Genomic DNA, 20,810 nt, shown 5'->3' on the forward strand with positions numbered 1-20,810 from the left:
CGGCGCGACTGCCTTGTTTTATTAAGAGAAACGGCACTCTGCCGGTTCCGGCCTCGGCATCACTCGACGACACTCCACACGCCATTTTTGAAAAGAAAATCAGTTTAACCTGAAACTTTCAGTCCATGCGCCCCCGTATCTCCTACATCGCAAGGCCAGCAAGCCTTGTCCCAACAAGGAGAACTACCATGACCTTCAAGACCCTGATTGCATCCTCTGCCACCGCCATCGCCATGGCCACTGCAGCCTTTGCCATGAACCCCACCGTGGGCGGCGCGCCGATGCTGGAAGAAAAGAACATCATCGAAAACGCCGTGAACTCGCCCATCCACACCACGCTGGTGGCCGCCGTTCAGGCCGCTGACCTTGTGGAGACGCTACAGGGCGAAGGCCCCTTCACCGTTTTTGCGCCCGTCAACGATGCCTTTGCCGCCCTGCCCGCTGGCACGGTCGACACGCTGCTGAAACCTGAAAACAAGGCGATGCTGCAAAAGGTTCTGACGGCGCATGTCGTCGCCGGTGACTGGTCCGCACAGGACATCATCAACGCCGCACGTTCCAGCCGTGACGGGTTCTATCACTTCAACGCCGTGTCGGGCGACGCGCTGTCGGCCAAGGTCGTGGGCAGCAACGTCTACATCTTCGACGAAAGCGGTAACGCGGCCAAAGTCACCACCGCGGACGTCAACCAGTCGAACGGCGTGATCCACGTCGTGAACTCGGTCCTCGTCCCCAAATAAGGCGTGCTGACGTAAGTCAGGCGTAAACCACGCCCCCTAGCCCCGCCCTCTTCGCCCCGGCGAAGGGGGCACCCCCACCGGAAAGGAGCCCACCATGCAACGCCGTACGATGATTGCCGGACTACTTGCCTGCACCGCCGTCCCCCTGCGCGCGACGGCCGCCACCTATGAAGTCACCCGCAGCAAAGCCGAATGGCGCGCGATGTTGACCGATTTCGAATATGCCGTGATGCGGGAAGAGGCGACCGAGAAGCCTTACACAAGCCCCTTGAACGATGAAAAGCGCAGCGGCACCTATCTGTGCAAAGGCTGCGACCTGCCGCTTTATAGCTCGGCCCACAAATACGACAGCGGCACCGGCTGGCCCAGCTTTTACAAAGCTTTGCCGAACGCCATCGGCACCAAGCCGGACAACAAGCTGTTCGCCCAACGGACCGAGGTGCACTGCCGCCGCTGTGGATCGCATCTGGGCCACATATTCGACGATGGCCCCCAGCCGACGGGCAAACGCCATTGTCTGAACGGGGTTAGCCTGACGTTCAAAACCTAAGGGCAACCGGCTCTAGCCCCCAAAAACGACTGCGGCCCGGCTGGGGTCATGCACACACAGGCATGACTCCAGCCGGGCCGTTTGTCATTCAGCTAGTCGTTCAGCGGGCTTAGTTGTTCGACCGCTCTGCTTCGATCTGGCGCCAGCGGGCGACGTTCTCGTTATGCTCGGCCAAGGTCACCGCGAAGGCGTGACCGCCCGTACCATCCGCCACGAAGAAGATGTAATCCGTCTCGTCCGGGTCCAGCGCGGCCTCGATCGAGGCGCGACCGGGGTTGGCGATGGGGGTCGGCGGCAGACCGTCGATCACATAGGTGTTGTAGGGCGTTTCCCCGCGCAGTTCCGACTGGCGCAGACCACGGCCCAGAACCCCCTGCCCGTTGGTGATCCCATAGATCACCGTCGGGTCGGTTTGCAGGCGCATCCCCTGACGCAGACGGTTCACGAACACGCTGGCCACCTGACGGCGTTCTTCGGGCTGACCCGTTTCTTTTTCGATGATGGAGGCCATGATCAGCGCCTCATCAATCGAGTCGTAGGGCAGGTCTTCGGCCCGGTTGGCCCAGGCGTCGGCCAGCAGCAGCTCCTGCTTGGACTGCATCTTCTGGATCAAGGCCAGACGGTCGTCGCCCACCCGCACCTCATAGCTGTCGGGGGCCAGCGATCCTTCTTCCGGAACGCCGGGCAGCTCACCCTCCAGCACGTCGATGCGCGCCAAGGCGTCGACCACCTGCCACGAGGTCACACCTTCGGCCACCACCACGCGATAGGCGGTGTCGTTCAGGTTGCGCAGGCGGGTGAAATCTTCGGGCTTGGCCGCGTCCGAAGTCAGGTCAAACTCGGCCTTTTCCACGTAACGCCCTGTTGTGGCGTCAAAATCCCGTGCCTCGGCCACGGCGGAATTGATCCCGATCCGATAGATGATCTGGCTGCCGCAGGAATTGGCCCCACCCCGGGTGATGATGTCGACGATGTCTTCCATCGAGGAACTTGGCGGCACAAGGAAAGACCCGGCCTTCAGCTGGTCGGTCTTGTCGGCGTAATCCGCCCCGATCCGCATGATCGAGGCCGAAGTGACAGCCCCCTGCTCGGCCAGATTGTCAGCCACACGCCCCATCCGCGATCCCGGCTCAACCCGGACGCAGACCGCCTCGGACAGCGGACCGGGGCCGGTGTATTGTTCCTTGCCCCACATCACGAGGCCGCCCAGCAGGAACAGCCCCACGATCAGCAGGGTCAAAGCATTCGAGGCAATGGCCTTCCACATTTAGTCGCGTACCTTCCCGAAGATAATCGAGGCATTGGTACCGCCAAACCCGAAAGAGTTCGAGAGGGCCACGTTGATCTCGCGCTTTTCCGCCTGATTGGCCGCCAGCGACAGCTTCGGCGCGACCGCCGGGTTATCAAGGTTGATCGTCGGCGGGGCGACCTGATCGCGGATCGCAAGGATCGAGAAGATCGCCTCGATCGCGCCAGCGGCGCCCAGCAGGTGCCCGGTGGCGGATTTGGTGGACGACATGGTCGCCTTTTCCGCCGCATCGCCCAGCAGGCGTTCCACTGCCCCCAACTCGATCGTGTCGGCCATGGTCGAGGTGCCGTGCGCGTTGATGTAATCGATATCCGCAGGGGTCAGCCCCGCGCGGTTCAGCGCGGCGGTCATCGACCGGAAACCGCCGTCGCCGTCCTCGGAGGGCGCGGTGATGTGATAGGCGTCGCCCGACAGACCATAGCCCAGATATTCGCCGTAGATCTTGGCGCCACGCGCCTTGGCGTGTTCGTATTCCTCAAGGATCACAACGCCCGCGCCTTCGCCCATGACGAACCCGTCGCGGTCGCCATCATAGGGGCGCGACGCCTTGGTCGGATCATCGGTGAACTTGGTCGACAGCGCCTTACAAGCGTTGAAACCTGCGATGCCGATCTCGCAGATCGCGGCCTCGGCCCCGCCTGCGACCATCACATCCGCATCGCCCCATTGGATCAGACGCGCCGCATCGCCAATGGCATGCGCCCCCGTCGAACAGGCGGTCACAACGGCGTGGTTCGGCCCCTTGAACCCATAGCGGATCGACACCTGACCCGAGATCAGGTTGATCAGCGCGCCGGGAATAAAGAACGGCGACACGCGACGCGGGCCCTTTTCGGCCATCATCAGCGTGGTCTGTTCGATCGACTGCAGCCCGCCGATGCCCGAGCCGATCATGACCCCGGTGCGCAGCTGGCCTTCTTCGTCCTCGGGCATCCAGCCCGCGTCGCGCACGGCCTGTTCCGCCGCGGCGATCCCGTACAGGATAAAGTCGTCCACCTTGCGGCGTTCCTTCGGCTCCATCCAGTCGTCGGGATTGAAGGTTCCGTCGGTTCCGTCGCCATAGGGGACTTCACAGGCGTATTTCGTCGTCACCCGCTCTGGGTCGAACCGGGTGATCGGCCCTGCACCGGATTGCCCGTCCAGAATACGGCTCCAGGTTTCCTCGACCCCAGAGGCCAGAGGTGTGACCAGCCCAAGCCCGGTAACAACGACACGACGCATGACTTATTCCCCTCATGATTTCGTCAGATGCTCTTACCGCGCGGGGGCAAGGTGGGGCAAGAGGCAGAGGCACATGAAAGCCCGATCAGCGGGATTGACCCGTCGCAGGGGGGGCGCTGCCCCCTACCGACAAATGCAAGCATTTGTCGGCCACCCTCGGGATTATTTCGGGCAAGAGGATGCATCAGCGCGCGCCCTTCCGCGATCCTCTTGCCGGCATTTGCCTGGGGTGAGGCCGCAGGCCGAGGGGCAAAACCCCTAGCCTTCCCCTTACTCTGGCGCCCGCGTCGCAGCCAAACAGGCCAGTTCAAACAGCATCTGCGCCGCCGCCTGCGCGGTGTTAGAGGTCGGATCGTATGACGGCGCGACCTCCACCACGTCCCCGCCGACCATGTTCAGGCCTTTCAACCCGCGCAGAAGCATCATCACCTCGCGCGGCTCCAGCCCGCCAACCTCGGGCGTGCCGGTGCCGGGCGCATAGGCCGGATCAAGGCTGTCGACGTCAAAGCTTATGTAGGTCGGGCCCTGACCGATGACCTCCAACGCGCGGGCGATGACGGCCTCGATCCCCATGGCCTGCACCTCTTCGGCGTGAATCACCGTCATCCCGCTGGCATAGGAAAACTCCCACAGGTAATCGCCGCCGCCGCGGATACCGATCTGGATGGTGCGGGTGGGATCCAGCGCGCCCTCAAGCACCGCCTGCCGGAACGGGCCGCCGTGATGGAATTTCGCGCCCTCGTAGACGCCCGAGGTATCGGCATGGGCGTCGATATGCACCATGCCCACGGGTCCGTGTTTGCGGGCCAGCGCGGCGATGATCGGGCGGGAAATCGAATGGTCGCCACCCACCGACAGCGGGAACAGCCCCGCCGTGACCAGCTTGTCGTAAAACGCCTCGATATCCTCGTGGCAAGAGGTCAGATCATAACGCGACCGCATCGACACATCTCCCAAATCCGCCATGCGCAAGACCTGCCCCGGGGCGACGTCCAGCACACGGTTCCACGGACCGATCCGTTCGATTTCGCGCACCGCCTTGGGGCCCCGCCGCGATCCGGCGCGGTTGGTGACGCCCAGATCCATCGGCACGCCGACCAGCGCAACATCCAGATCGCTGATCTGCTGGCCCGCCTCGACAGCCCGCATGACGTCCGGACGATAAGGCGCATCCAGCAGGGTCGAGACACCAGCAAAGGGCCAAGCCCGACGCCCCCCTTCGCCGAACTGCCCGTCGGCGACCGCCTTCAGGCGCGGATCGTAAAACGCCGTGCCCTGATCGTTGCCATAGAGCGCGCGCAGCTCGTCCAGTGATTTTGCCATGTCAGACCCCTGTTGTTTGCGCCACCTCAGACCACCGGGGCCGCAATGGCAAGGGGGGCCGTCACTTCTTACCCGCGCCCTGAGGGGTCACGATGTTTTCGTGATCAACCAAATTCCACGGCTGGCCAGCGTTGCGGTAAATCCGCTTACCCAGATCGGGATAATCCCCCACGTCATGCGCCAGCCGTTCGCCCACAACGATGCACCGAAACGGCCCGTCGCCCGTGTTGCGGATCGTATGGGCCAGCCCACCCTTGCGGTAGCCTATGAAATCGCCGGGGCCGATTGCGTGCTCCTCATCCCCGATCACCGCCGTCGCCTGTCCTTCCAGCACATAGACGCATTCGTCCTCAAAATGATGGAGATGCTTTTCGGTGCTCTCACACCCCGGCGGCACCTCGATCAGGTGAAAGCCAAAGCCCGTCAGCCCCGTCAGATCGCCCAGTGATTTGTTCACCCGCCGCGCGTTGTCGTTGAGGAAATGAACCTTTGGCAGCCCTTCCATCGCGGCGATGTCGGCGGCTTTGACAAGATAGGTATCGGACATTTTCAGACCTCCTGCGGTAACAGGACCACCCTACCGCCGCGTCGCCGCAAAGCGATACCAATCCTTCTTTGGTCAGAAAAATATCCCCGCCGGAGGCACCCCGCCGCGTCAGCGGCAAATAATAAAGCTCCGCGTCAGCGGCAAACAGAAAAGGCCTCGCGTCAGCGGCACACAATCAGGGCCGCCTGCCCCGCCCAAAAGCAAAAACCCCCGGGCCGGGCCCGAGGGTTTCGCAATCTCCACTCAAGAGAGCCTGTGGATCAGGCTGCGTTCTTGATGAAGTTGACGGCGTCGCCGAACGTCTGGATGTTCTCGGCGGCGTCATCGGGGATCTCGATGCCGAACTCTTCTTCGAACGCCATGACCAGCTCAACGGTGTCAAGGCTGTCTGCGCCCAGGTCGTCGATAAAGGACGCGTTTTCCGTCACTTTGTCTTCTTCGACACCCAGGTGCTCAACGACGATCTTCTTTACGCGGTCTGCGACATCGCTCATGGGATTTCCCCTCTATCTGTGTTGGGCCTGCGCCCGGTTCTGCCCTCGCCCCAGTCCGACAACGGCGGGGTCGTGCTGTGATGCCCCGGATGGGGCGGCTGATACCCGCGTGTTGCGGGACACCGCGCAGCCCAAGGGCAACCCGGCACATCTGGAGCCGCCTATATCATAAGCGACCGGGGACGCAAACGGTTTCAACCCTGCCCGCGTCCGGCTGTCATATGACCATACCGGGGGGATTTTTCCAGCCCCCAGTTCCGGTCGCCAAGTTCGGTCGCCAGTTCCGGGCTACACGTCGGCGTCACATATTGCTCAGGCCGCTTCGGCCTCCTGCCGCGCCCATAGACCGGCATAACGGCCATGCTTCTCCAAAAGCTCGGCATGGGTGCCGTCTTCGACGATCTGGCCCGCCTCCAGCACCAGGATTCGGTCCGCATCCGCGATGGTGGACAGCCGGTGCGCGATGGTCAGAACCGTGCGGCCTTCGCCTGCGCGTTCCAGCGCCGTCTGAATGCCGCGTTCGGTTTCCGTATCAAGGGCCGAGGTCGCCTCGTCCAGCAGCAGGATCGGCGGGTTTTTCAGCAAGGTCCGCGCGATGCCGACACGCTGCTTTTCCCCGCCCGACAGCTTCAGCCCACGTTCACCCACCGTGGTGTCGTAGCCATCGGGCAGCGACAGGATGAAATCGTGGATCTGCGCGGCGCGGGCGGCGGCTTCGATGTCTTCTTGGCTGGCCCCGTCGCGGCCATAGGCGATGTTGTAGCGGATCGTATCGTTGAACAGCACCGTATCCTGCGGCACCACACCGATCTGATTGTGCAGACTGTCCTGCGTCACGTCGCGCAGGTCCTGCCCGTCGATCCGGATCGCGCCGTCGGTCACATCATAGAACCGGAACATCAACCGCCCGATGGTCGACTTGCCCGAGCCTGAAGGGCCGACAATCGCCACCTTCTGCCCCGGCTGCACGGTCAGGGAAATGTCGCGCAGGATGGGGCGTTCTTTTTCGTAGCCGAAAGAGACATGGTCAAATTCAATCGCGCCGCCGTGGACGTCGATGGCCTTGGCACCGTCGCGGTCCTGAATCTCGGCCGGTTGTTCCAACAGATCGAACATTTCGCCCATATCCACCAAGGCCTGTCGGATTTCCCGGTAGACCGAGCCCAAGAAGTTCAGCGGCATGGTGATCTGGATCATATAGGCGTTGACCATGACGAAATCGCCCACGGTCATCGTGCCGTTCTGCACACCCATCGCCGCCATGACCATCACGATCACCAAGCCGGTGGTGATGAAAAACGATTGGCCAAAGTTCAGGAAGGCCAGCGAATAGGCGGTTTTCAACGCGGCCTTCTCATAGCCTTCCATCGCGCGGTCGTACCGGGCGGCTTCGCGCTGCTCGGCGCCGAAATACTTGACCGTTTCAAAGTTCAGCAGGCTGTCGATGGCCTTTTGGTTGGCGTCGGTGTCCTGATCGTTCATCTCCTTACGAAGCTTCACGCGCCATTCCGTGACCTTGAAGGTGAACCAGACATAGGCCCAGATCACCACCGCCACGACCAGCAGGTACCAGAAATCGAAGGCCCACCAGAGGACCACGGCGACCATCAGAAGTTCCAGCACCAGCGGGCCAATGGAGAACAAAAGGAAGCGCAGCAGGAAGTCGACGCCCTTCACACCACGTTCGATAATGCGGCTCAGCCCCCCGGTGCGGCGGGTGATGTGATAGCGCATCGACAGGCGGTGCATGTGCTGGAAGGTCTCAAACGCCACCTGCCGCAGGGCTTTCTGGCCCACGGGCGCAAAGACCACGTCACGCAGCTGGTTGAACCCCACGGACATCAGCCGGGCCAGACCATAGATCACCGTTAGCGAAATCGCCCCAAGCGCCAGCATCCATGCGGCGCTGTCGCCGTCCCCGCCCAGTGAGTCCACGGCGGCCTTGTACAGAAACGGCGTGCCCACGGCGACCAGCTTGGCCACGAACAAAACCGCCAGCGCGATGACCACGCGGCGGCGCACCCACGGCTGATCCTCAGGCCAGAGATAGGGCAGCGCGCGGCGCACGATCTGCATCCCGTTGTCAGGGATTTCGGTGGTGGTAAGCTTCGTCGGACCGCGTCCTCGCATGGGCATGTTCCTTGGATTGGCTGGCCGACAGAACGTTGGCTGGCGCGGCCCCGCGAGCAACGTCGTGGCGCCGAGAGGTAGAGGTAAGCGCAGCGGCGCCGAGGCTCAACCCCGGTAAGAGGTTTTGCGATGGTTTTGGAGTGTGCGCGAGTTGGCAGGGCTATGGCGACATGACGGGGTGCCCCCCGTACTACGGGGTGGTCTAGGTGGGGTACAAACCCACCCTACGCGGGATGTAGGGTGGGTTTGCACCCCACCATCCGCGCACCCGATTCCGCGTAGGGCGGGGGTCACCCCGCCCTTGCCAAACGGGCGCGCCTTTACTCCGGCAGATTAAACACCTGCCCCGGATAGATCAGGTCCGGGTCGCGGATCAGGTCCTTGTTCGCCTCGAACACACGGACATACATGATCCCGTCTCCGTACCGATCGCGTGCAATCGCCCACAGGGTAGAGCCTTTTTCCACCGTCACCTGACCCGCAGGCAGGGTCGCGACATTGACGTTGCCAGAGGCCAGTTCCTCGGTATTCCCGCGCACCGTCACACTGGCCGCCGGATCGCCGCTCGCGTTGCCGCTGGCCGAGGCCATGGTGGACGCGTCAGAGTTGGTGCTCCCGGATGCCGCGCTGGCATCGCTGCCGGAGGTCGCTGACGTATCGGCATCCGCCGCAGAGTCACCCGCCATGTCAGCACCAACAGTCCCAGAGCCCGCCGCATTGGCATCGCCCGTCGTCTGAGCCGTCGTCTGAGCCGCCGTCGCCCCATCCGCAGAGCCTTGCGCCGCATCCCCGGAGGTCTGTGCCATGGCCGCCGATTGCCCATCGGTCCCAGAAGTCCCGGTCGACGCCGTTTCGGCTTCTGCAGTAGAGCCGCCGTCATTCGCCATCGCAGCGCCAGAGGTTCCAGTGCCCGCCCGATCATCCGATCCGGTGGTCGTCGCCGCTGTCTCGGACCCACCCGCCGATGCGGTCTGGTCATTCGATGCCGCATCGCCGCCCGCGTCAGCCATCTGTGTGCCCGCGTCAGCCTGCGTCCCCGTGTCAGCGCCACCGGCATCTGCCATGCCCGTATCCGCCGCACGGTCGAACTCTGTCTCGACGCGGGAATAGACCTTGCCGGCCTCGTCCACGACGTCCAGCCGCAGCGTGCCTGCGTCCAGACCTTCGATAGAGGTGCTCCAAGTGCCGTCCTCGCCGATCTCGGCCAGACCGACCGGCTCTCCGTCGACGTAGATACGGACGAAACGGCCGGGCTCTCCCTGCCCCGACATCTGCACCGCGCCCTCGGCGCTGTAGCTCATTGTGCCAAGGGGCATTGCGCCCTCCGCGCCGCCCGGCATCTGCAACACCCGCACGCCGCTGGCGTCGGACATCAGAACCGTCGGGCTGCGCGTGACCGATGCCACCGCCCCAGAGACTGCACCAGAGACTGCGCCCGCAACAGCACCCGCCGCCGCCCCGGCGGCATCGCCAGCCGCCCGCGCCGCATCACCGGCCAACTGGCCCGCCGCATCAGCCGTTTCACGGCCAGCATCGCCTGCGGCCTGCGCCATATCCGTTGCCGCAGTGCCTGCACTATCCGCCATCTGGCCCGCCGCATCCGCAGCTGCGGTTCCCGCATCGCCTGCGGCCTGCGCCATATCGGTTGCCGCAGCCCCCGCATGATCCGCCATCTGGGAAGCGGTATCGGAGGCCGTGGACGCCGCCTCTGCCCCCGCGTTGGCTGCATCCGTCGCGGCGCCTGCCAGCTTATCCGCCGCCGCGCGCAGTGATGCGGCGCCGGTCGGGCCTACGATGACCTCTTGATCTGACGCCAAAGCGCCCTCTTCCCCGTCGACCATCAGCGACAGCACGCGGGCGTCACCACTGTCGGGCAGATCGACGAAGGCGGCGAATTTGCCGTCAGGGCCTGCGGTTTCTTCGGCCAGAACCTCTCCGTTCAGCATCATCTGGACGATGGCCCCCGGCGCCGCGATTCCCGCGATCAGCGTCGATCCATCCGGTTCAACCCGCACCACGTCGATGCTGGGCTTGGTGCCGGTGATGGCGTCCGTGAGGGCCGAGGCGACCTTGTTCGCCGCATCGCCCGCCGCTGTCGCCGCACCAGAGGCCGCGTTGCCTGCCGCCGTGGCCGCGCCGCTGGCAGCCGCCCCTGCAGCCGATGCCATCGCCCGCGCCGTGTCTCCGGCCTGACCAGCCAGTTGGTTTGCCGTATCGCCAGCCGCGTTCGCAGCATCGCTGGCCGCCGCGCCCGCTGCCGTCGCAGCTTCCCCCGCAGCAGAGGCCGCGGAATTAGCTGCATCATTTGCCGCAGTCGCCGCACCGGTCACCGCATCGCCCGCAGCGGTGGCCATCTGGTTGGCCGCGTCGCCCGCAGCAGTTGCCGCGCCATTGGCCGCGTCGGTCGCCGCGCCCGCTGCTGCGTTCGCCGCATCCCCGGCTGCCGTCGCCGCGTCACGGGCCGCTTCGCCCGCCGAGGCCATCGCAGAGCCCGCAGCCTCGCTAGCCGCGCCCGCCGCGTCACCTGCTGCCGTTGCGGCGCTGCTGGCTGCGTCACCCGCCGCTGTCGCGGCCTGATCCGCAGCACCAGCCGCTGCATCCGCAGCCTCCGAGGCACCATTCCTGATATCGTCGCTTAACCGGTTCAGCGCACCGGCAATCCCGTCCGACGCAGTCCGGGCCGCATCACCAGCAGCGGCTGCCGTGTCAGAGGCCGCACCAGCCACCTGATCCGCCGCGTCGCGCGCCGCACCTGTGGCCGTGTCTGCCGCATCTTTGGCCGCAGTGGCGGCACCCTCTGCCGCGTCGCGGATTGTCGCGCTGGCCCCGGCCGCGGCTTCACCCGCCGCAGTCGCCGCATCGGACGCCGCCTGGCCCGCTGCAGCAGCGGCATCGCTCGTAGCCTGCGCCGCCGTATCCACCGCCTGTGATGCCGCACCTGCCGCCTGATCGACCGCATTCGACACACCGTCGCTGGCCTTTTGTGCGGCCTCTTCCACTGCCGTGGCATCGATGCGGGGCAAGCCGCCATCACCGTCGAACCAGCCACCGAAATAGCCGCCCAAAGCCGCGATGATTGCCGCAACTGCACCACCGGCCAACAGGCCGGATTTGCCGTTCAGATTGAATGCCACCCCAAGTTCCCCTTCTAGACGCCAGCTCAGCACTGGTCCGCACCGTTGCGCAGGTATATCAACTGACGAAACTTTGGTCAAAAACAACGACTCATTGGGGGTTTCTCATGTCAGGGACAGGCACCGACTATTCCGTGTGCGTCTATTGCGGATCGCGCCCCGGCACCCTGCCCGCCTACGCCGATGCCGCCAAAGCGTTGGGCGAGGCGATCGCGCAGGCCGGATGGCGGCTGGTCTACGGCGCGGGCGACGTCGGCCTGATGGGCATCACGGCACGCGCGACCCAAGCGGCCGGCGGCGATACGTTCGGCGTGATCCCCACGCACCTGCTGCACGCAGAGGTCGGCAAACGCGACCTGACCCGGTTCATCGTGACCGAGAATATGCATGAGCGGAAAAAAGTGATGTTCATGAACTCGGACGCGGTGGTCGTGCTGCCGGGCGGTGCGGGCAGTCTGGACGAGTTCTTCGAGGTGCTGACCTGGGCACAGCTGGGCCTTCACGCCAAGCCGATTATCCTGATGAATGTCGAAGGGTTCTGGACCCCGCTGATCGGCCTGATCGACCACGTGATCGCGCAGGGGTTTGCGGATGCGTCGTTGAAAGACCTGATTACGGTCTGCGACACCCCGGCAGAGACGATGACGACCCTGCAGGGATGCCGCTAAGGCTTTAGGCGGCGATGTCGCCTGAAAGCTGATCTTCGATTTCGTTGATCGGATGGTTGGTCAGGTTCTTGGGGATCTCTGCGATCACCTTGGCCTCAACCTCCTTGTGCAGCTTCTTGCGCAGCTCACCCAAGGTATCCGGCGACGCGACCAGAACGATTTCTTCGAACTTGTGCTTATGGGCCTGCTTGTAGAGCAAGTCGGCCAGATCATCGGCAAAGCGTTCCTTGGCCAGTTCGTGCCAGTCGGTGTCGTCCATCGCCGACATCTGACCCGGCCCCGTATCGGGCATCCGGCCCGGACGGTTGGCCGACTGGTCGATATCCTTGGGGTTCTCCTGCTCTTCTTTGCGGACAACCTCTAGGTTCGGGTCTTCGGAATCGGTGATGTTCTTCAAAAACAACGCCTTTTCACCGTCGGCGATCAACACCCAGGCGTCATGAGAAAGTTTGGCCATCACACCTTCTCCTTGTCGCCGGAACTGTCTTGGTCTTGGCCCAGCGGACGGGTCGCCCCGGCCGAGGTTTCGTCAAGGCGCTTGCGCTCATCACGCTTGCCAACCTTGCGCTGAAGCTCTCCGCCTTTTGCGCCCTGATGATCGGGGGCTTCAAGGTTTTCAGGCTTTTCACCCAGAATTTCTTCGGTTTCGCGGGTGCCGTCTTGGGATCTGTGACGATCGGCCATGGTATCCTCCTATAGTGTCTGGAAAACCAACGCCGGATGGGTCGTGGCGGTTCCTTCCACGGGGGCGGGATCTGTGGGGCGCCAGATGGTCAGCGCCGCAGCGTTGAAGGGGGACTGGCGCAGCATGTCGTTGCGGGCTTGGGCTTGGGTTAGCCCACCACCCGCAGTGTCTGTCGGGACCACGCAACATCCTGAAAGGACATGACTTCCAACCGGCGCAGGTCATGCTGACCAACCGCGACGGGGATCGTGCTGCGCGACAGGTCCAGAGCCTGTTGGCAGGGCATGATCTGGCGCGCGGGGGCGCTGTAGGTCTGCATCGGCAGCGCGCGATCAAGGCGTTTGCGGTCCTTCTGCGCCAAGGCGCGCACGGCCATGGGACCGGGATAAAAGCTTTCCGTCGCGACCCCTTCGGCGGACAGGATAGCGTGGTTTTCCAACAGGATATGAACGTAGTCGACCGTCGGCACGCCGCGCATGATGCGAACCCCGGGCAGACGCAGCAACCCACGGGCGGGCGTCAGGTAGGTCTGCGGGGCGGCGTGACCGCGCGGCTGGGCAGTGACAAGCACCCGATGCTGCGGCGACACCATCAGATCGCGGCTGGGCAACCCCTTGCCCAAAGCGTCGCGGGAAATGACCACGGGCCGCGTATCAGCCTGCGTCGTATCAAAGGCAATGCTGCTGCGCGCGGTCCACAGGATCGGCTGCGGGCCGTCGTCTGCCGTCAGAACCAGATCGCCCGGACGAAGCTGCCCTGCCCGCACCTCTCCGTTCGGGGTGGCGATCCGGGTGCGCGGGGCAAAACAGATGATCGTAGAATAGGGCGAGTCACTGGCGACCCCGTCGCTGCTGTTCGAGGCATTGGCGCTGCGCGCTTCGGTCGGCGTGTAGGTTAAGCCTGCGGGGATCGTGTAATAGGGCGTCTGCGGGGAAAATCCCACATTCTCGCCATTGATGCGGATGACGTAGACTTCGACCCCGCTTGCATCCACCAGCGAGAATTCATTTTCGACGACCGAACCGGCGGTATAGGTCGTGCCATTGATAACCACGTCTTCCGCCAGAACAGCGGCAGAACCCGTTTCGGCGATGCCATCTTCGAACTGGCTGTCGTCGTCGATGATTTTGATCTTGGTGGGGCTGCCGCCGTTGAACGTATAGGTCTTGTCCGTCCAACTGGGGTTGCCGGCATTATAAGTCGACGAATTGGGATCGTTCCCCTCAACGTCATACGCGAGGTTCGCCGCCGTCAGCTCGGGCGGAGTGGTCACCTGTGACCAATCATAGATGCCTAGTGAATACACGCGACCCGCGCTTTAGGACTGCTCAATTACATTTTTCGTTATTGTCTTTCTGAGTAGCGAAAATAGGGTTAATCGTCAAAGATTTAGCCAAAAAAGAGGTGTTTCCAAGGCGAATGCACGTCATGGTTGAAGTTGCCCTTGTCGCCCCTACCAAAAAAAAAAGCCCGCCATGCGGCGGGCTTTTCCGTAGGTCTTGAATCCGGGCTTACATGCGCGAGGCGACGTTTTCCCAGTTCACCAGCTTGTCGAGGAAGTTCGACAGGTAGGCCGGACGCTTATTGCGGAAATCGATGTAGTAGGAATGTTCCCACACGTCGCAGCCCAGCAGCGCGGTCTGGCCGAAGCAGACGGGGTTCACGCCGTTTTCGGTCTTGGTGACTTTGAGCGAGCCGTCGGTGTCTTTCACCAGCCACGCCCAGCCGGAACCGAACTGACCTGCACCTGCGGCAGAGAAGTCTTCTTTGAACTTGTCGACCGAGCCAAAGGCTTCGGTCAGCGCTTTTTCCAGCTCACCCGGCATCTTGGATTCGCCCGGGCCCATCATTTCCCAGAACTGGTTATGGTTCCACAACTGGCTGATGTTGTTGAAGATACCGGACTGTGCGACCGCGTTCGGGTCATAGGTGCCCTTGATGATCTCTTCCATGGACTTGCCGTCCCATTCGGTGCCCGAGATCGCCTTGTTGCCGTTGTCGACATAGGCCTTGTGGTGGATGTCGTGGTGGTATTCCAGCGTCTCCTTGGACATGCCCAGATCGGCAAGCGCGTCGTGGGCATAGGGAAGGTCGGGAAGTTCGAAGGCCATGAGGGGGCTCCTTTTCTTGAGAATTTCACTTGCCCTTAGATGTTACCCCATCCGGGCGAAGGTCAAGGGGGCGTGATCGGATTAGCTGTGCCGATCTGTGAAAGGCAGGTCTGCATCAGGGCACAGAGGGGCGATCAGGCATATCGCCCACATACATTGTCAGGAGACAGGCCGCCCCCACCGTCTAGCCTGCCCCCACCCCAAGACGGAGCGCCCCGATGACCCCCTGCCCCCCGGACGTGGCCCGCGCAATCGACGCCTGCCCGCCAAAGCAATCCGCGCGCCTATCGGAAGTGCGGGCGCTGATCTTGGAAACGGCGGCAAAGACCGATGGCGTCGGCCCGCTGACCGAAACGCTGAAATGGGGAGAGCCCGCTTACCTGACCGAGCGCAGCAAAAGCGGCAGCACCCTGCGGATCGGGCCCGTCAAAGGGCGCCGCGACCGTGTGGCTTTGTTCGTCAATTGCCAGACACGGCTGGCGGACAGGTTCCGCGATCAATTTGGCGATCGGCTGCACATCGAAGGGGATCGTGCGGTTTTGGTCGAAGTCAACGGGCCGGTGGACCACGCGCTGCTGGCGGAGTGTATCGCGCTGACCCTAACCTATCGGTTGTGGCGGTAGAGTTTTTGGGGCTTTGCCCCTCTTGGCCTTTGGCCAATTCACCCCAAGGGTATTTAGCAACCAGAAGAAGACGACAAAGGGGCGCGAGAGTGACCCCGCGCCCCGAAAAAGATTTGCCTTTAGATCAGAAGACCCGCGGGCTAGCCGCGGCGTCTTTCAGCAGGTCAAACGCGTATTGCGCGACCGAGCGGAAACAGACGAGCTGCACCACGCCCGCCTCTGGCATCCAGTTGGCGGCGGCGATCTGGGCCATGCGGGTGCGGCGGACCTCTCCGACCTCAAAGGTCGACATGTCGACCGGGATCAGGCGGGCCATCACTTCGCGCACATGGGCGTCGTCGCCCGAGATGCGGAAGGTGGCGCGGGCGTCGGACATGTCCGCCACCAGCGCATGAGCGGACCCGAGCGCGGAGGTCAGTTTCTCCTGCACGGATTTCAGATCGGCGCGCGGGCAGATCACCATCGCCTCGTCCGGGGAAAGCCACAGGACTGACGTGTCACCATTGGCGGACATCTTGCGGGCCTCGGGCGCGGCGGTGCCGGTGGCGGTCTGGATGGCCTTGGCGATGCCCGCGTCATCCAGTTTGCCGCGCAGGGTCAGCATGCCGTGGGGGCCGGTCTCGGACACCGTGACGGGGCCGTTGGCGGTGGCGTTCTTCAGGGCGGTGACGGGGTCAGACATTGCGCGTGCCCTCCTTGTCGTAGAATACCGGATCGACGATGCGGGCGGCGATCATCGCGCCATCCACCGTGTTGAACCGCAGGATTTCCCCCATGCGGTCAGGCCCGTGACGGACCAGACCCATGGCGATGCCCCGCGACAGCGTGGGCGAGAAGTAGGTCGAGGTCACCCGACCCTGCACATTGCGCTGGCCGTTGGCGTTGGTGCCGTCTTCGACCGCATAGGCGCCATCGGGCAGAACCGACCGATCCAGAGTTTCCAGACCGACCAGTTTCCAACGGTCTTCGCGGGCCATATCGGATCGCTGCTGGGCGCGCTTGCCGATGTAGTCGTCCTTCTTCTTGGACAGCGCCCAGTGCAGACCCAAGTCCTGCGGAATGATCGTTCCGTCGGTTTCATCCCCGATCATGATGAACCCTTTCTCGGCGCGCATGACGTGCAGCGCCTCGGTCCCGTAGGGCATGACGTTGTGTTCGGCGCCCGCGTCCAGCAGCGCCTGCCACAGGGCCATGCCCTGCCCGGCCGGAACCGCGATTTCATAGGACAATTCGCCCGAGAAACTGATGCGGTAGATACGCGCGTCGATGCCTGCCAGCGTATGATCCTGAAAGGTCATGAAGGGGAAGTCTTCGTTCGACACGCCCGCAGCACCCAGTTTTTCCAGCACGTTGCGCGCCTGAGGGCCAACCACGGCGATCTGGGCGTATTGCTCGGTCGCGTTGACGACCCAGACGTCCCAGTCCCACCATTCGGTCTGCAGCCATTCCTCCATATGGGCGTGGATACGATCCGCGCCGCCGGTGGTGGTGTGGCACAGGTAGGTGTCCTCGTCCCATTTGGCGACGACGCCGTCGTCCATCAGGAAGCCGTTTTCCGAACACATCAGGCCATAGCGGCATTTGCCCGGTTTCAGGTTGGACATCATGTTGGTGTACATCATGTCCATGAACTTGCCCGCGTCCGGCCCTTTGACGATGATCTTGCCCAGGGTCGAGGCGTCCAGCAGGCCCAGAGCGCCGCGCGTCTGGTTGATCTCGCGCTTGACCGCCGCGTGACGGTCTTCGCCGTCGCGCAGGAAGGTGTAGGGGCGACGCCAATGGCCGACGGGTTCGAAATCGGCCCCGTTTTCCACATGCCAGTCATGCAGCGGCGACCGGCGCAGCGGCTGGAAGGTATCGCCGCGCGCTTCGCCCGCGATCGCCCCCATGGAAATGGGCGTGTAAGGCGGGCGGAAGGTCGTGGTGCCAACCTGCGGGATCGGCGTGTCCAACGCGCCGGACAGAATGGCCAGACCGTTGATGTTGGACAGTTTCCCCTGATCCGTCGCCATGCCGAGCGTGGTGTACCGCTTGGCGTGTTCGACCGATTCAAAGCCTTCTTGCGCGGCCAACTGAACGTCCGTGACTTTCACGTCGTTCTGGTAATCCAGCCACGACTTGGCGCGCAGCGGACGTTTGGCGCTGGCGGGCATCAGCCACACGGGCTCAATCCCATTGGCCTGCGGGGCGGCGGGGATGCTGGGCATCGGAGCGCTGCCCGCTTTGCCAACGGCGGCGGCGGCGGCCTGACCGACCTTGGCGGCCTGCTCTGCGCCCTCGGCCGGGTCGAAAGCGCCGAAAGATGCGCCCGCGCAGGACACAAAGCCCAGACCATCCGCGCCAGTCGGCGGGCGGTTGGGATCGGGGCGGAACATCGCCTGATCGTCGTCCCAGGTCAGCTTGCCACCGCAATGCGACCACAGGTGCACGACCGGGGACCAGCCGCCGGACATGGCGACCGCATCACAGGCGATCTCTTCAACCACGGCGCCTTCGCCCACCTGTTTGCAGATGGCGACGCCGGTGACGCGCTTGCGGCCTTTGACCTTGGCGATGCCGTGGCCCTTCATGACGCGGATACCGGCGGCTTCGGCTTTTGCCCCCAGCTCACCTGCGCCACCTTCACGGGCGTCAATGATGGCAGGCACGCTCAGCCCAGCCTCGGCCAGCGCCAGCGCGGTCAGATAGGCGTCGTCATTGTTGGTAACGACAACCGTGCGGTCACCGACGGACACGCCATAGCCTTTAAGGTAATCGCGCATGGCCGAGGCGAGCATGACACCGGGAATGTCGTTGCCTGCAAAGGAAAGGGGCCGTTCAATCGCACCGGTTGCGGTGATGACCTGCCCTGCCCGGACGCGCCACAGGCGGTGACGCGGGCCGGTTTTCTCCGACAGGTGGTCCGTCAGACGTTCATACCCCAGCACATAGCCGTGGTCATAGACGCCCGCGCCCATGCAGCGGGTGCGGATGGTGACGTTGTCCATGCCCTTCAGCTCGGTCCGCAGCGCGGCGACCTGATCTTCCAGCCCGTGATCGGCAGCGCGACCACCCAGATAGGCTTCCTGCTCCATCAGCAGGACCTTGGCCCCACCGGCGGCGGCGTTGCGCGCAGCGACCAGACCGGCCAGACCGCCGCCGATCACCAGCACGTCGCAGTGGTGGTAGAAATGTTCATAGGTATCCGCATCCGCGTCCTTGGGCGCTTTGCCCAAACCGGCGGACTGACGGATGAACGGCTCAAACACATGCTTCCAGAAGCTGCGCGGCCACATGAAGGTTTTGTAGTAGAAGCCCGCTGGCAGGAAGCGCGACAGGTAGGCGTTCACCTCACCGATGTCGTATTCCAGCGACGGCCAGTGGTTCTGGGTCTGCGCTTCGAGCCCGTGCCAGACCTCTTGCATGGTGGCGCGCTGGTTCGGCTCAAAATGCCCGTCCTTGCCGATGCCAAACAGCGCGTTCGGCTCTTCTGTGCCCGAGGCGACGACGCCCCGCGGACGGTGGTATTTGAACGACCGCCCCATCATCATCTTGTCGTTGGCCAGCAATGCCGAGGCCAGGGTATCACCCTGATAGCCCCGCAAAAGTTGACCGTTGAAGGTAAAGTTCACCGGCTTGGACCGATTGATCCGGGTGCCACCTGCGGTTAGTCGAGTGCTCATGTCATCAAGCCTTTATTGGTCGTTGCAGGCAAAGGGTCAGGAAATGTCGCGCCAGACGAAGCCGGGGCGTTTGTCCCGGATGGTCGCCAGCAGGTCATCGGGCGGGGTCGTGGTCTGGGCGGAATAGGTGCCAAAGACCTCAAGCGTGGCGGTGTCGCGGGCCGCGTGGAACCACTTGCCGCAGCCGTAGACATGCCGCCAGCGTTCGAAATGCACACCCCGCGGGTTTTCGCGGTGGAACAGGTATCCTTCGAGCGCCGCGTCGTCGGACCCCGGGCCTTCGCGTTTCAGATGCGCCTCTCCGCCTCCGTGAAACTCGGTCTCTTCGGCGGTCACACCGCAATAGGGACAGGTCAGGATCAGCATGGGGCCTCCTTCTTCGCGGGTCGCGAGACGAAAAAAGGCCGGACGCACGAAGCGCCCGGCCGTAGTGACAGGTAAGGGACAAGGGAAAAATCGGATGCGTCCGTTTCCCTAGGCAGTGTGAGAGAAACGTAAGCGCGGGCGCAGAAGTTCCGCCCGGCGTCTTGCGATTTTGTCGGGGACGTCTTTGCACCGAAGGGTGCGGTTGCAATGACGGAAATGGGCGCAGGCTGCGCGCCTACTGCGGCGTGGCCAGCGATGCCAGACGCCAGACGCGCCCGGTCTGCGGGATTAGTTGTTGGTTGACCCCACGGCTGCGGCGCCGTCAGCGACTGCGGCGTCATCCGCCGGTTCGTCCAAGGCTGCCGACACGCTTGGCGTGGTGTCCGACAAATCGATTGCCGGATCAACGGTTTCGCCTGCGATACGGATGCCAGAGCCAAAGACGACATAGGCAAGCAGCCCGACCGCGAGGATGAGCGCGCCGACCACAAAGGCGAGCGCTTTGGCGCTGTGCGGGTTGCCCGTGTGGTCGCGGGATGTCGTTTGGTCGGCCATAGCCTGTGCTCCGGTTGCGAATGCAATGCCGAAGAAACGGACAAACAGGGGGCAAAGTTCCGCGCCGCACCTTTTGACGCAGCGACCTTTACCGTTTCGAAACCACGTTTCGGAACACTCAGGGCCAAAGCCCGCGCACAACGCCATAGTTTTGCACGGATATTCGGCAAACCGACATTACTGCACCGCAGCAATTGCGCTTCTTGGGCGGGAACCACCACATCTTGTGATAGTTTGTCAGAAACAAGATCTCCTGAAACGTGAACAAACGGGGCCAGAGCATGACGTCCAGACTGATCCTCAAGACCGACATCGAGAGCAGCGCCCAGCAGGTTGTCTTTGTCGTCCATCCCGACATTTCCTGCCTGCCGGACCGGCCCGGGCTGTTCGCCCTGCTGGGCCGACGCGGGGGCGATGACCGCCGCCCGCTGTACTTCGGCTACGCCGACCGTTCCATGCTGGATCAGGTTCCCTACGATCTGGGATTTGCCCGCGCGATCCGCGACGGCATGGTGTCCTTCGCGTCCGCCTACGTGCCCTCGGGCGAAGACCCGCACGCCTTGGTCGACGCGCTGGCGCAGGCCTACGACGCGCCGGTCAACGCCGCCGGTGCCGCGATGGCCGAAATCGACGAGGCACGCCAAATCCTGCACGCGCAGGCCATGGCTCGTCGTCTGGCAGCGCAATAGCGC

General features: G+C 63.5%; 20 protein-coding genes. 5 read left to right on the forward strand and 15 right to left on the reverse strand.

Annotated features, from left to right (window positions below):
- The first annotated feature begins 188 nt into the window (after positions 1 to 188).
- Positions 189 to 740, forward strand: coding sequence for a fasciclin domain-containing protein (locus ACI3GR_RS16405; RefSeq protein ID WP_407496117.1), 552 nt, complete (start codon positions 189 to 191; stop codon positions 738 to 740).
- A gap of 94 nt (positions 741 to 834) precedes the next feature.
- Positions 835 to 1,290 (forward strand): peptide-methionine (R)-S-oxide reductase MsrB, encoded by a 456-nt coding sequence (gene msrB / locus ACI3GR_RS16410; protein WP_407496118.1) that lies wholly within the window; start codon positions 835 to 837, stop codon positions 1,288 to 1,290.
- A gap of 109 nt (positions 1,291 to 1,399) precedes the next feature.
- Here the strand turns inward: msrB and mltG are convergent, their stop codons facing one another.
- The 7 genes from mltG to ACI3GR_RS16445 form a co-directional block, all read right to left on the reverse strand.
- Positions 1,400 to 2,557: an endolytic transglycosylase MltG gene (gene mltG, locus ACI3GR_RS16415; protein ID WP_407496120.1), complete on the reverse strand. Its 1,158-nt coding sequence runs from the start codon at positions 2,555 to 2,557 to the stop codon at positions 1,400 to 1,402.
- Positions 2,558 to 3,820: a beta-ketoacyl-ACP synthase II gene (gene fabF / locus ACI3GR_RS16420; RefSeq protein WP_407496121.1), complete on the reverse strand. Its 1,263-nt coding sequence runs from the start codon at positions 3,818 to 3,820 to the stop codon at positions 2,558 to 2,560. It lies immediately after the preceding gene.
- Positions 3,821 to 4,090: 270 nt separating this feature from the next.
- Positions 4,091 to 5,143, reverse strand: coding sequence for an agmatinase (gene speB / locus ACI3GR_RS16425; RefSeq protein ID WP_407496122.1), 1,053 nt, complete (start codon positions 5,141 to 5,143; stop codon positions 4,091 to 4,093).
- A gap of 61 nt (positions 5,144 to 5,204) precedes the next feature.
- Positions 5,205 to 5,690: a cupin domain-containing protein gene (locus ACI3GR_RS16430; RefSeq protein WP_407496123.1), complete on the reverse strand. Its 486-nt coding sequence runs from the start codon at positions 5,688 to 5,690 to the stop codon at positions 5,205 to 5,207.
- Positions 5,691 to 5,950: 260 nt separating this feature from the next.
- On the reverse strand, positions 5,951 to 6,184 hold the full coding sequence (locus ACI3GR_RS16435; protein ID WP_407496125.1) for an acyl carrier protein: 234 nt from the start codon (positions 6,182 to 6,184) through the stop codon (positions 5,951 to 5,953).
- Positions 6,185 to 6,496: 312 nt separating this feature from the next.
- Positions 6,497 to 8,260, reverse strand: a complete 1,764-nt coding sequence (locus tag ACI3GR_RS16440; RefSeq protein ID WP_407496247.1) for an ABCB family ABC transporter ATP-binding protein/permease — start codon at positions 8,258 to 8,260, stop codon at positions 6,497 to 6,499.
- Between the two features lie 374 nt (positions 8,261 to 8,634).
- Positions 8,635 to 11,448, reverse strand: coding sequence for a LysM peptidoglycan-binding domain-containing protein (locus ACI3GR_RS16445; RefSeq protein ID WP_407496126.1), 2,814 nt, complete (start codon positions 11,446 to 11,448; stop codon positions 8,635 to 8,637).
- Positions 11,449 to 11,555: 107 nt separating this feature from the next.
- On the opposite strand from ACI3GR_RS16445, the gene ACI3GR_RS16450 reads away from it, so the two are divergent.
- Positions 11,556 to 12,116: an LOG family protein gene (locus ACI3GR_RS16450; protein ID WP_407496127.1), complete on the forward strand. Its 561-nt coding sequence runs from the start codon at positions 11,556 to 11,558 to the stop codon at positions 12,114 to 12,116.
- Between the two features lie 4 nt (positions 12,117 to 12,120).
- On the opposite strand, the gene ACI3GR_RS16455 is transcribed toward ACI3GR_RS16450, so the two are convergent.
- The 4 genes from ACI3GR_RS16455 to ACI3GR_RS16470 form a co-directional block, all read right to left on the reverse strand.
- Entirely contained in the window at positions 12,121 to 12,573 is a 453-nt protein-coding gene (locus ACI3GR_RS16455; protein ID WP_407496129.1) for a host attachment family protein, read from the reverse strand.
- A complete protein-coding gene (locus tag ACI3GR_RS16460) occupies positions 12,573 to 12,800 on the reverse strand; it encodes a hypothetical protein (RefSeq protein ID WP_407496131.1) in 228 nt (75 codons plus the stop codon). The genes ACI3GR_RS16455 and ACI3GR_RS16460 overlap by 1 nt, the downstream gene beginning before the upstream one ends.
- A gap of 149 nt (positions 12,801 to 12,949) precedes the next feature.
- The gene (locus tag ACI3GR_RS16465) at positions 12,950 to 14,074 is read right to left on the reverse strand and encodes a Hint domain-containing protein (RefSeq protein WP_407496133.1); all 1,125 of its coding nucleotides are present in this window, start codon (positions 14,072 to 14,074) and stop codon (positions 12,950 to 12,952) included.
- 238 nt (positions 14,075 to 14,312) lie between these two features.
- Positions 14,313 to 14,912 carry a superoxide dismutase gene (locus ACI3GR_RS16470; RefSeq protein ID WP_407496135.1) on the reverse strand — a complete coding sequence of 200 codons (600 nt, stop codon included), beginning with the start codon at positions 14,910 to 14,912 and terminating at the stop codon, positions 14,313 to 14,315.
- Positions 14,913 to 15,130: 218 nt separating this feature from the next.
- Between ACI3GR_RS16470 and ACI3GR_RS16475 the strand changes: the two genes are divergently transcribed.
- Complete coding sequence (locus ACI3GR_RS16475) at positions 15,131 to 15,535, forward strand: DUF1801 domain-containing protein (RefSeq protein WP_407496137.1); 405 nt, start codon at positions 15,131 to 15,133, stop codon at positions 15,533 to 15,535.
- A gap of 124 nt (positions 15,536 to 15,659) precedes the next feature.
- Here the strand turns inward: ACI3GR_RS16475 and ACI3GR_RS16480 are convergent, their stop codons facing one another.
- The 4 genes from ACI3GR_RS16480 to ACI3GR_RS16495 form a co-directional block, all read right to left on the reverse strand.
- The gene (locus ACI3GR_RS16480; RefSeq protein ID WP_407496139.1) at positions 15,660 to 16,217 is read right to left on the reverse strand and encodes a sarcosine oxidase subunit gamma; all 558 of its coding nucleotides are present in this window, start codon (positions 16,215 to 16,217) and stop codon (positions 15,660 to 15,662) included.
- Positions 16,210 to 19,197 carry a sarcosine oxidase subunit alpha family protein gene (locus ACI3GR_RS16485; RefSeq protein WP_407496140.1) on the reverse strand — a complete coding sequence of 996 codons (2,988 nt, stop codon included), beginning with the start codon at positions 19,195 to 19,197 and terminating at the stop codon, positions 16,210 to 16,212. Before ACI3GR_RS16485 ends, ACI3GR_RS16480 begins: the two co-directional genes overlap by 8 nt.
- A 36-nt stretch (positions 19,198 to 19,233) precedes the next feature.
- Positions 19,234 to 19,563, reverse strand: a complete 330-nt coding sequence (locus ACI3GR_RS16490) for a sarcosine oxidase subunit delta (protein ID WP_407496142.1) — start codon at positions 19,561 to 19,563, stop codon at positions 19,234 to 19,236.
- 288 nt (positions 19,564 to 19,851) lie between these two features.
- Positions 19,852 to 20,118, reverse strand: coding sequence for a hypothetical protein (locus ACI3GR_RS16495; RefSeq protein WP_407496144.1), 267 nt, complete (start codon positions 20,116 to 20,118; stop codon positions 19,852 to 19,854).
- A 281-nt stretch (positions 20,119 to 20,399) separates the two neighbouring features.
- On the opposite strand from ACI3GR_RS16495, the gene ACI3GR_RS16500 reads away from it, so the two are divergent.
- The gene (locus ACI3GR_RS16500; RefSeq protein WP_407496146.1) at positions 20,400 to 20,807 is read left to right on the forward strand and encodes a hypothetical protein; all 408 of its coding nucleotides are present in this window, start codon (positions 20,400 to 20,402) and stop codon (positions 20,805 to 20,807) included.
- Positions 20,808 to 20,810: the final 3 nt, after the last annotated feature.

The sequence above is a fragment of the Pseudooceanicola aestuariicola genome, assembly GCF_045763785.1.
Taxonomy (GTDB): Bacteria; Pseudomonadota; Alphaproteobacteria; order Rhodobacterales; family Rhodobacteraceae; genus Pseudooceanicola.

Bases quoted from the DNA above. Each gene is read 5' to 3' on its own strand.
- ACI3GR_RS16405 (WP_407496117.1), top strand. From the start codon at position 189: ATGACCTTCAAGACCCTGATTGCATCCTCTGCCACCGCCATCGCCATG.
- msrB (WP_407496118.1), top strand. From the start codon at position 835: ATGCAACGCCGTACGATGATTGCCGGACTACTTGCCTGCACCGCCGTC.
- mltG (WP_407496120.1), bottom strand. From the start codon at position 2,557: ATGTGGAAGGCCATTGCCTCGAATGCTTTGACCCTGCTGATCGTGGGG.
- fabF (WP_407496121.1), bottom strand. From the start codon at position 3,820: ATGCGTCGTGTCGTTGTTACCGGGCTTGGGCTGGTCACACCTCTGGCC.
- speB (WP_407496122.1), bottom strand. From the start codon at position 5,143: ATGGCAAAATCACTGGACGAGCTGCGCGCGCTCTATGGCAACGATCAG.
- ACI3GR_RS16430 (WP_407496123.1), bottom strand. From the start codon at position 5,690: ATGTCCGATACCTATCTTGTCAAAGCCGCCGACATCGCCGCGATGGAA.
- ACI3GR_RS16435 (WP_407496125.1), bottom strand. From the start codon at position 6,184: ATGAGCGATGTCGCAGACCGCGTAAAGAAGATCGTCGTTGAGCACCTG.
- ACI3GR_RS16440 (WP_407496247.1), bottom strand. From the start codon at position 8,260: ATGCAGATCGTGCGCCGCGCGCTGCCCTATCTCTGGCCTGAGGATCAG.
- ACI3GR_RS16450 (WP_407496127.1), top strand. From the start codon at position 11,556: ATGTCAGGGACAGGCACCGACTATTCCGTGTGCGTCTATTGCGGATCG.
- ACI3GR_RS16455 (WP_407496129.1), bottom strand. From the start codon at position 12,573: ATGGCCAAACTTTCTCATGACGCCTGGGTGTTGATCGCCGACGGTGAA.
- ACI3GR_RS16460 (WP_407496131.1), bottom strand. From the start codon at position 12,800: ATGGCCGATCGTCACAGATCCCAAGACGGCACCCGCGAAACCGAAGAA.
- ACI3GR_RS16470 (WP_407496135.1), bottom strand. From the start codon at position 14,912: ATGGCCTTCGAACTTCCCGACCTTCCCTATGCCCACGACGCGCTTGCC.
- ACI3GR_RS16475 (WP_407496137.1), top strand. From the start codon at position 15,131: ATGACCCCCTGCCCCCCGGACGTGGCCCGCGCAATCGACGCCTGCCCG.
- ACI3GR_RS16480 (WP_407496139.1), bottom strand. From the start codon at position 16,217: ATGTCTGACCCCGTCACCGCCCTGAAGAACGCCACCGCCAACGGCCCC.
- ACI3GR_RS16485 (WP_407496140.1), bottom strand. From the start codon at position 19,197: ATGAGCACTCGACTAACCGCAGGTGGCACCCGGATCAATCGGTCCAAG.
- ACI3GR_RS16490 (WP_407496142.1), bottom strand. From the start codon at position 19,563: ATGCTGATCCTGACCTGTCCCTATTGCGGTGTGACCGCCGAAGAGACC.
- ACI3GR_RS16495 (WP_407496144.1), bottom strand. From the start codon at position 20,118: ATGGCCGACCAAACGACATCCCGCGACCACACGGGCAACCCGCACAGC.
- ACI3GR_RS16500 (WP_407496146.1), top strand. From the start codon at position 20,400: ATGACGTCCAGACTGATCCTCAAGACCGACATCGAGAGCAGCGCCCAG.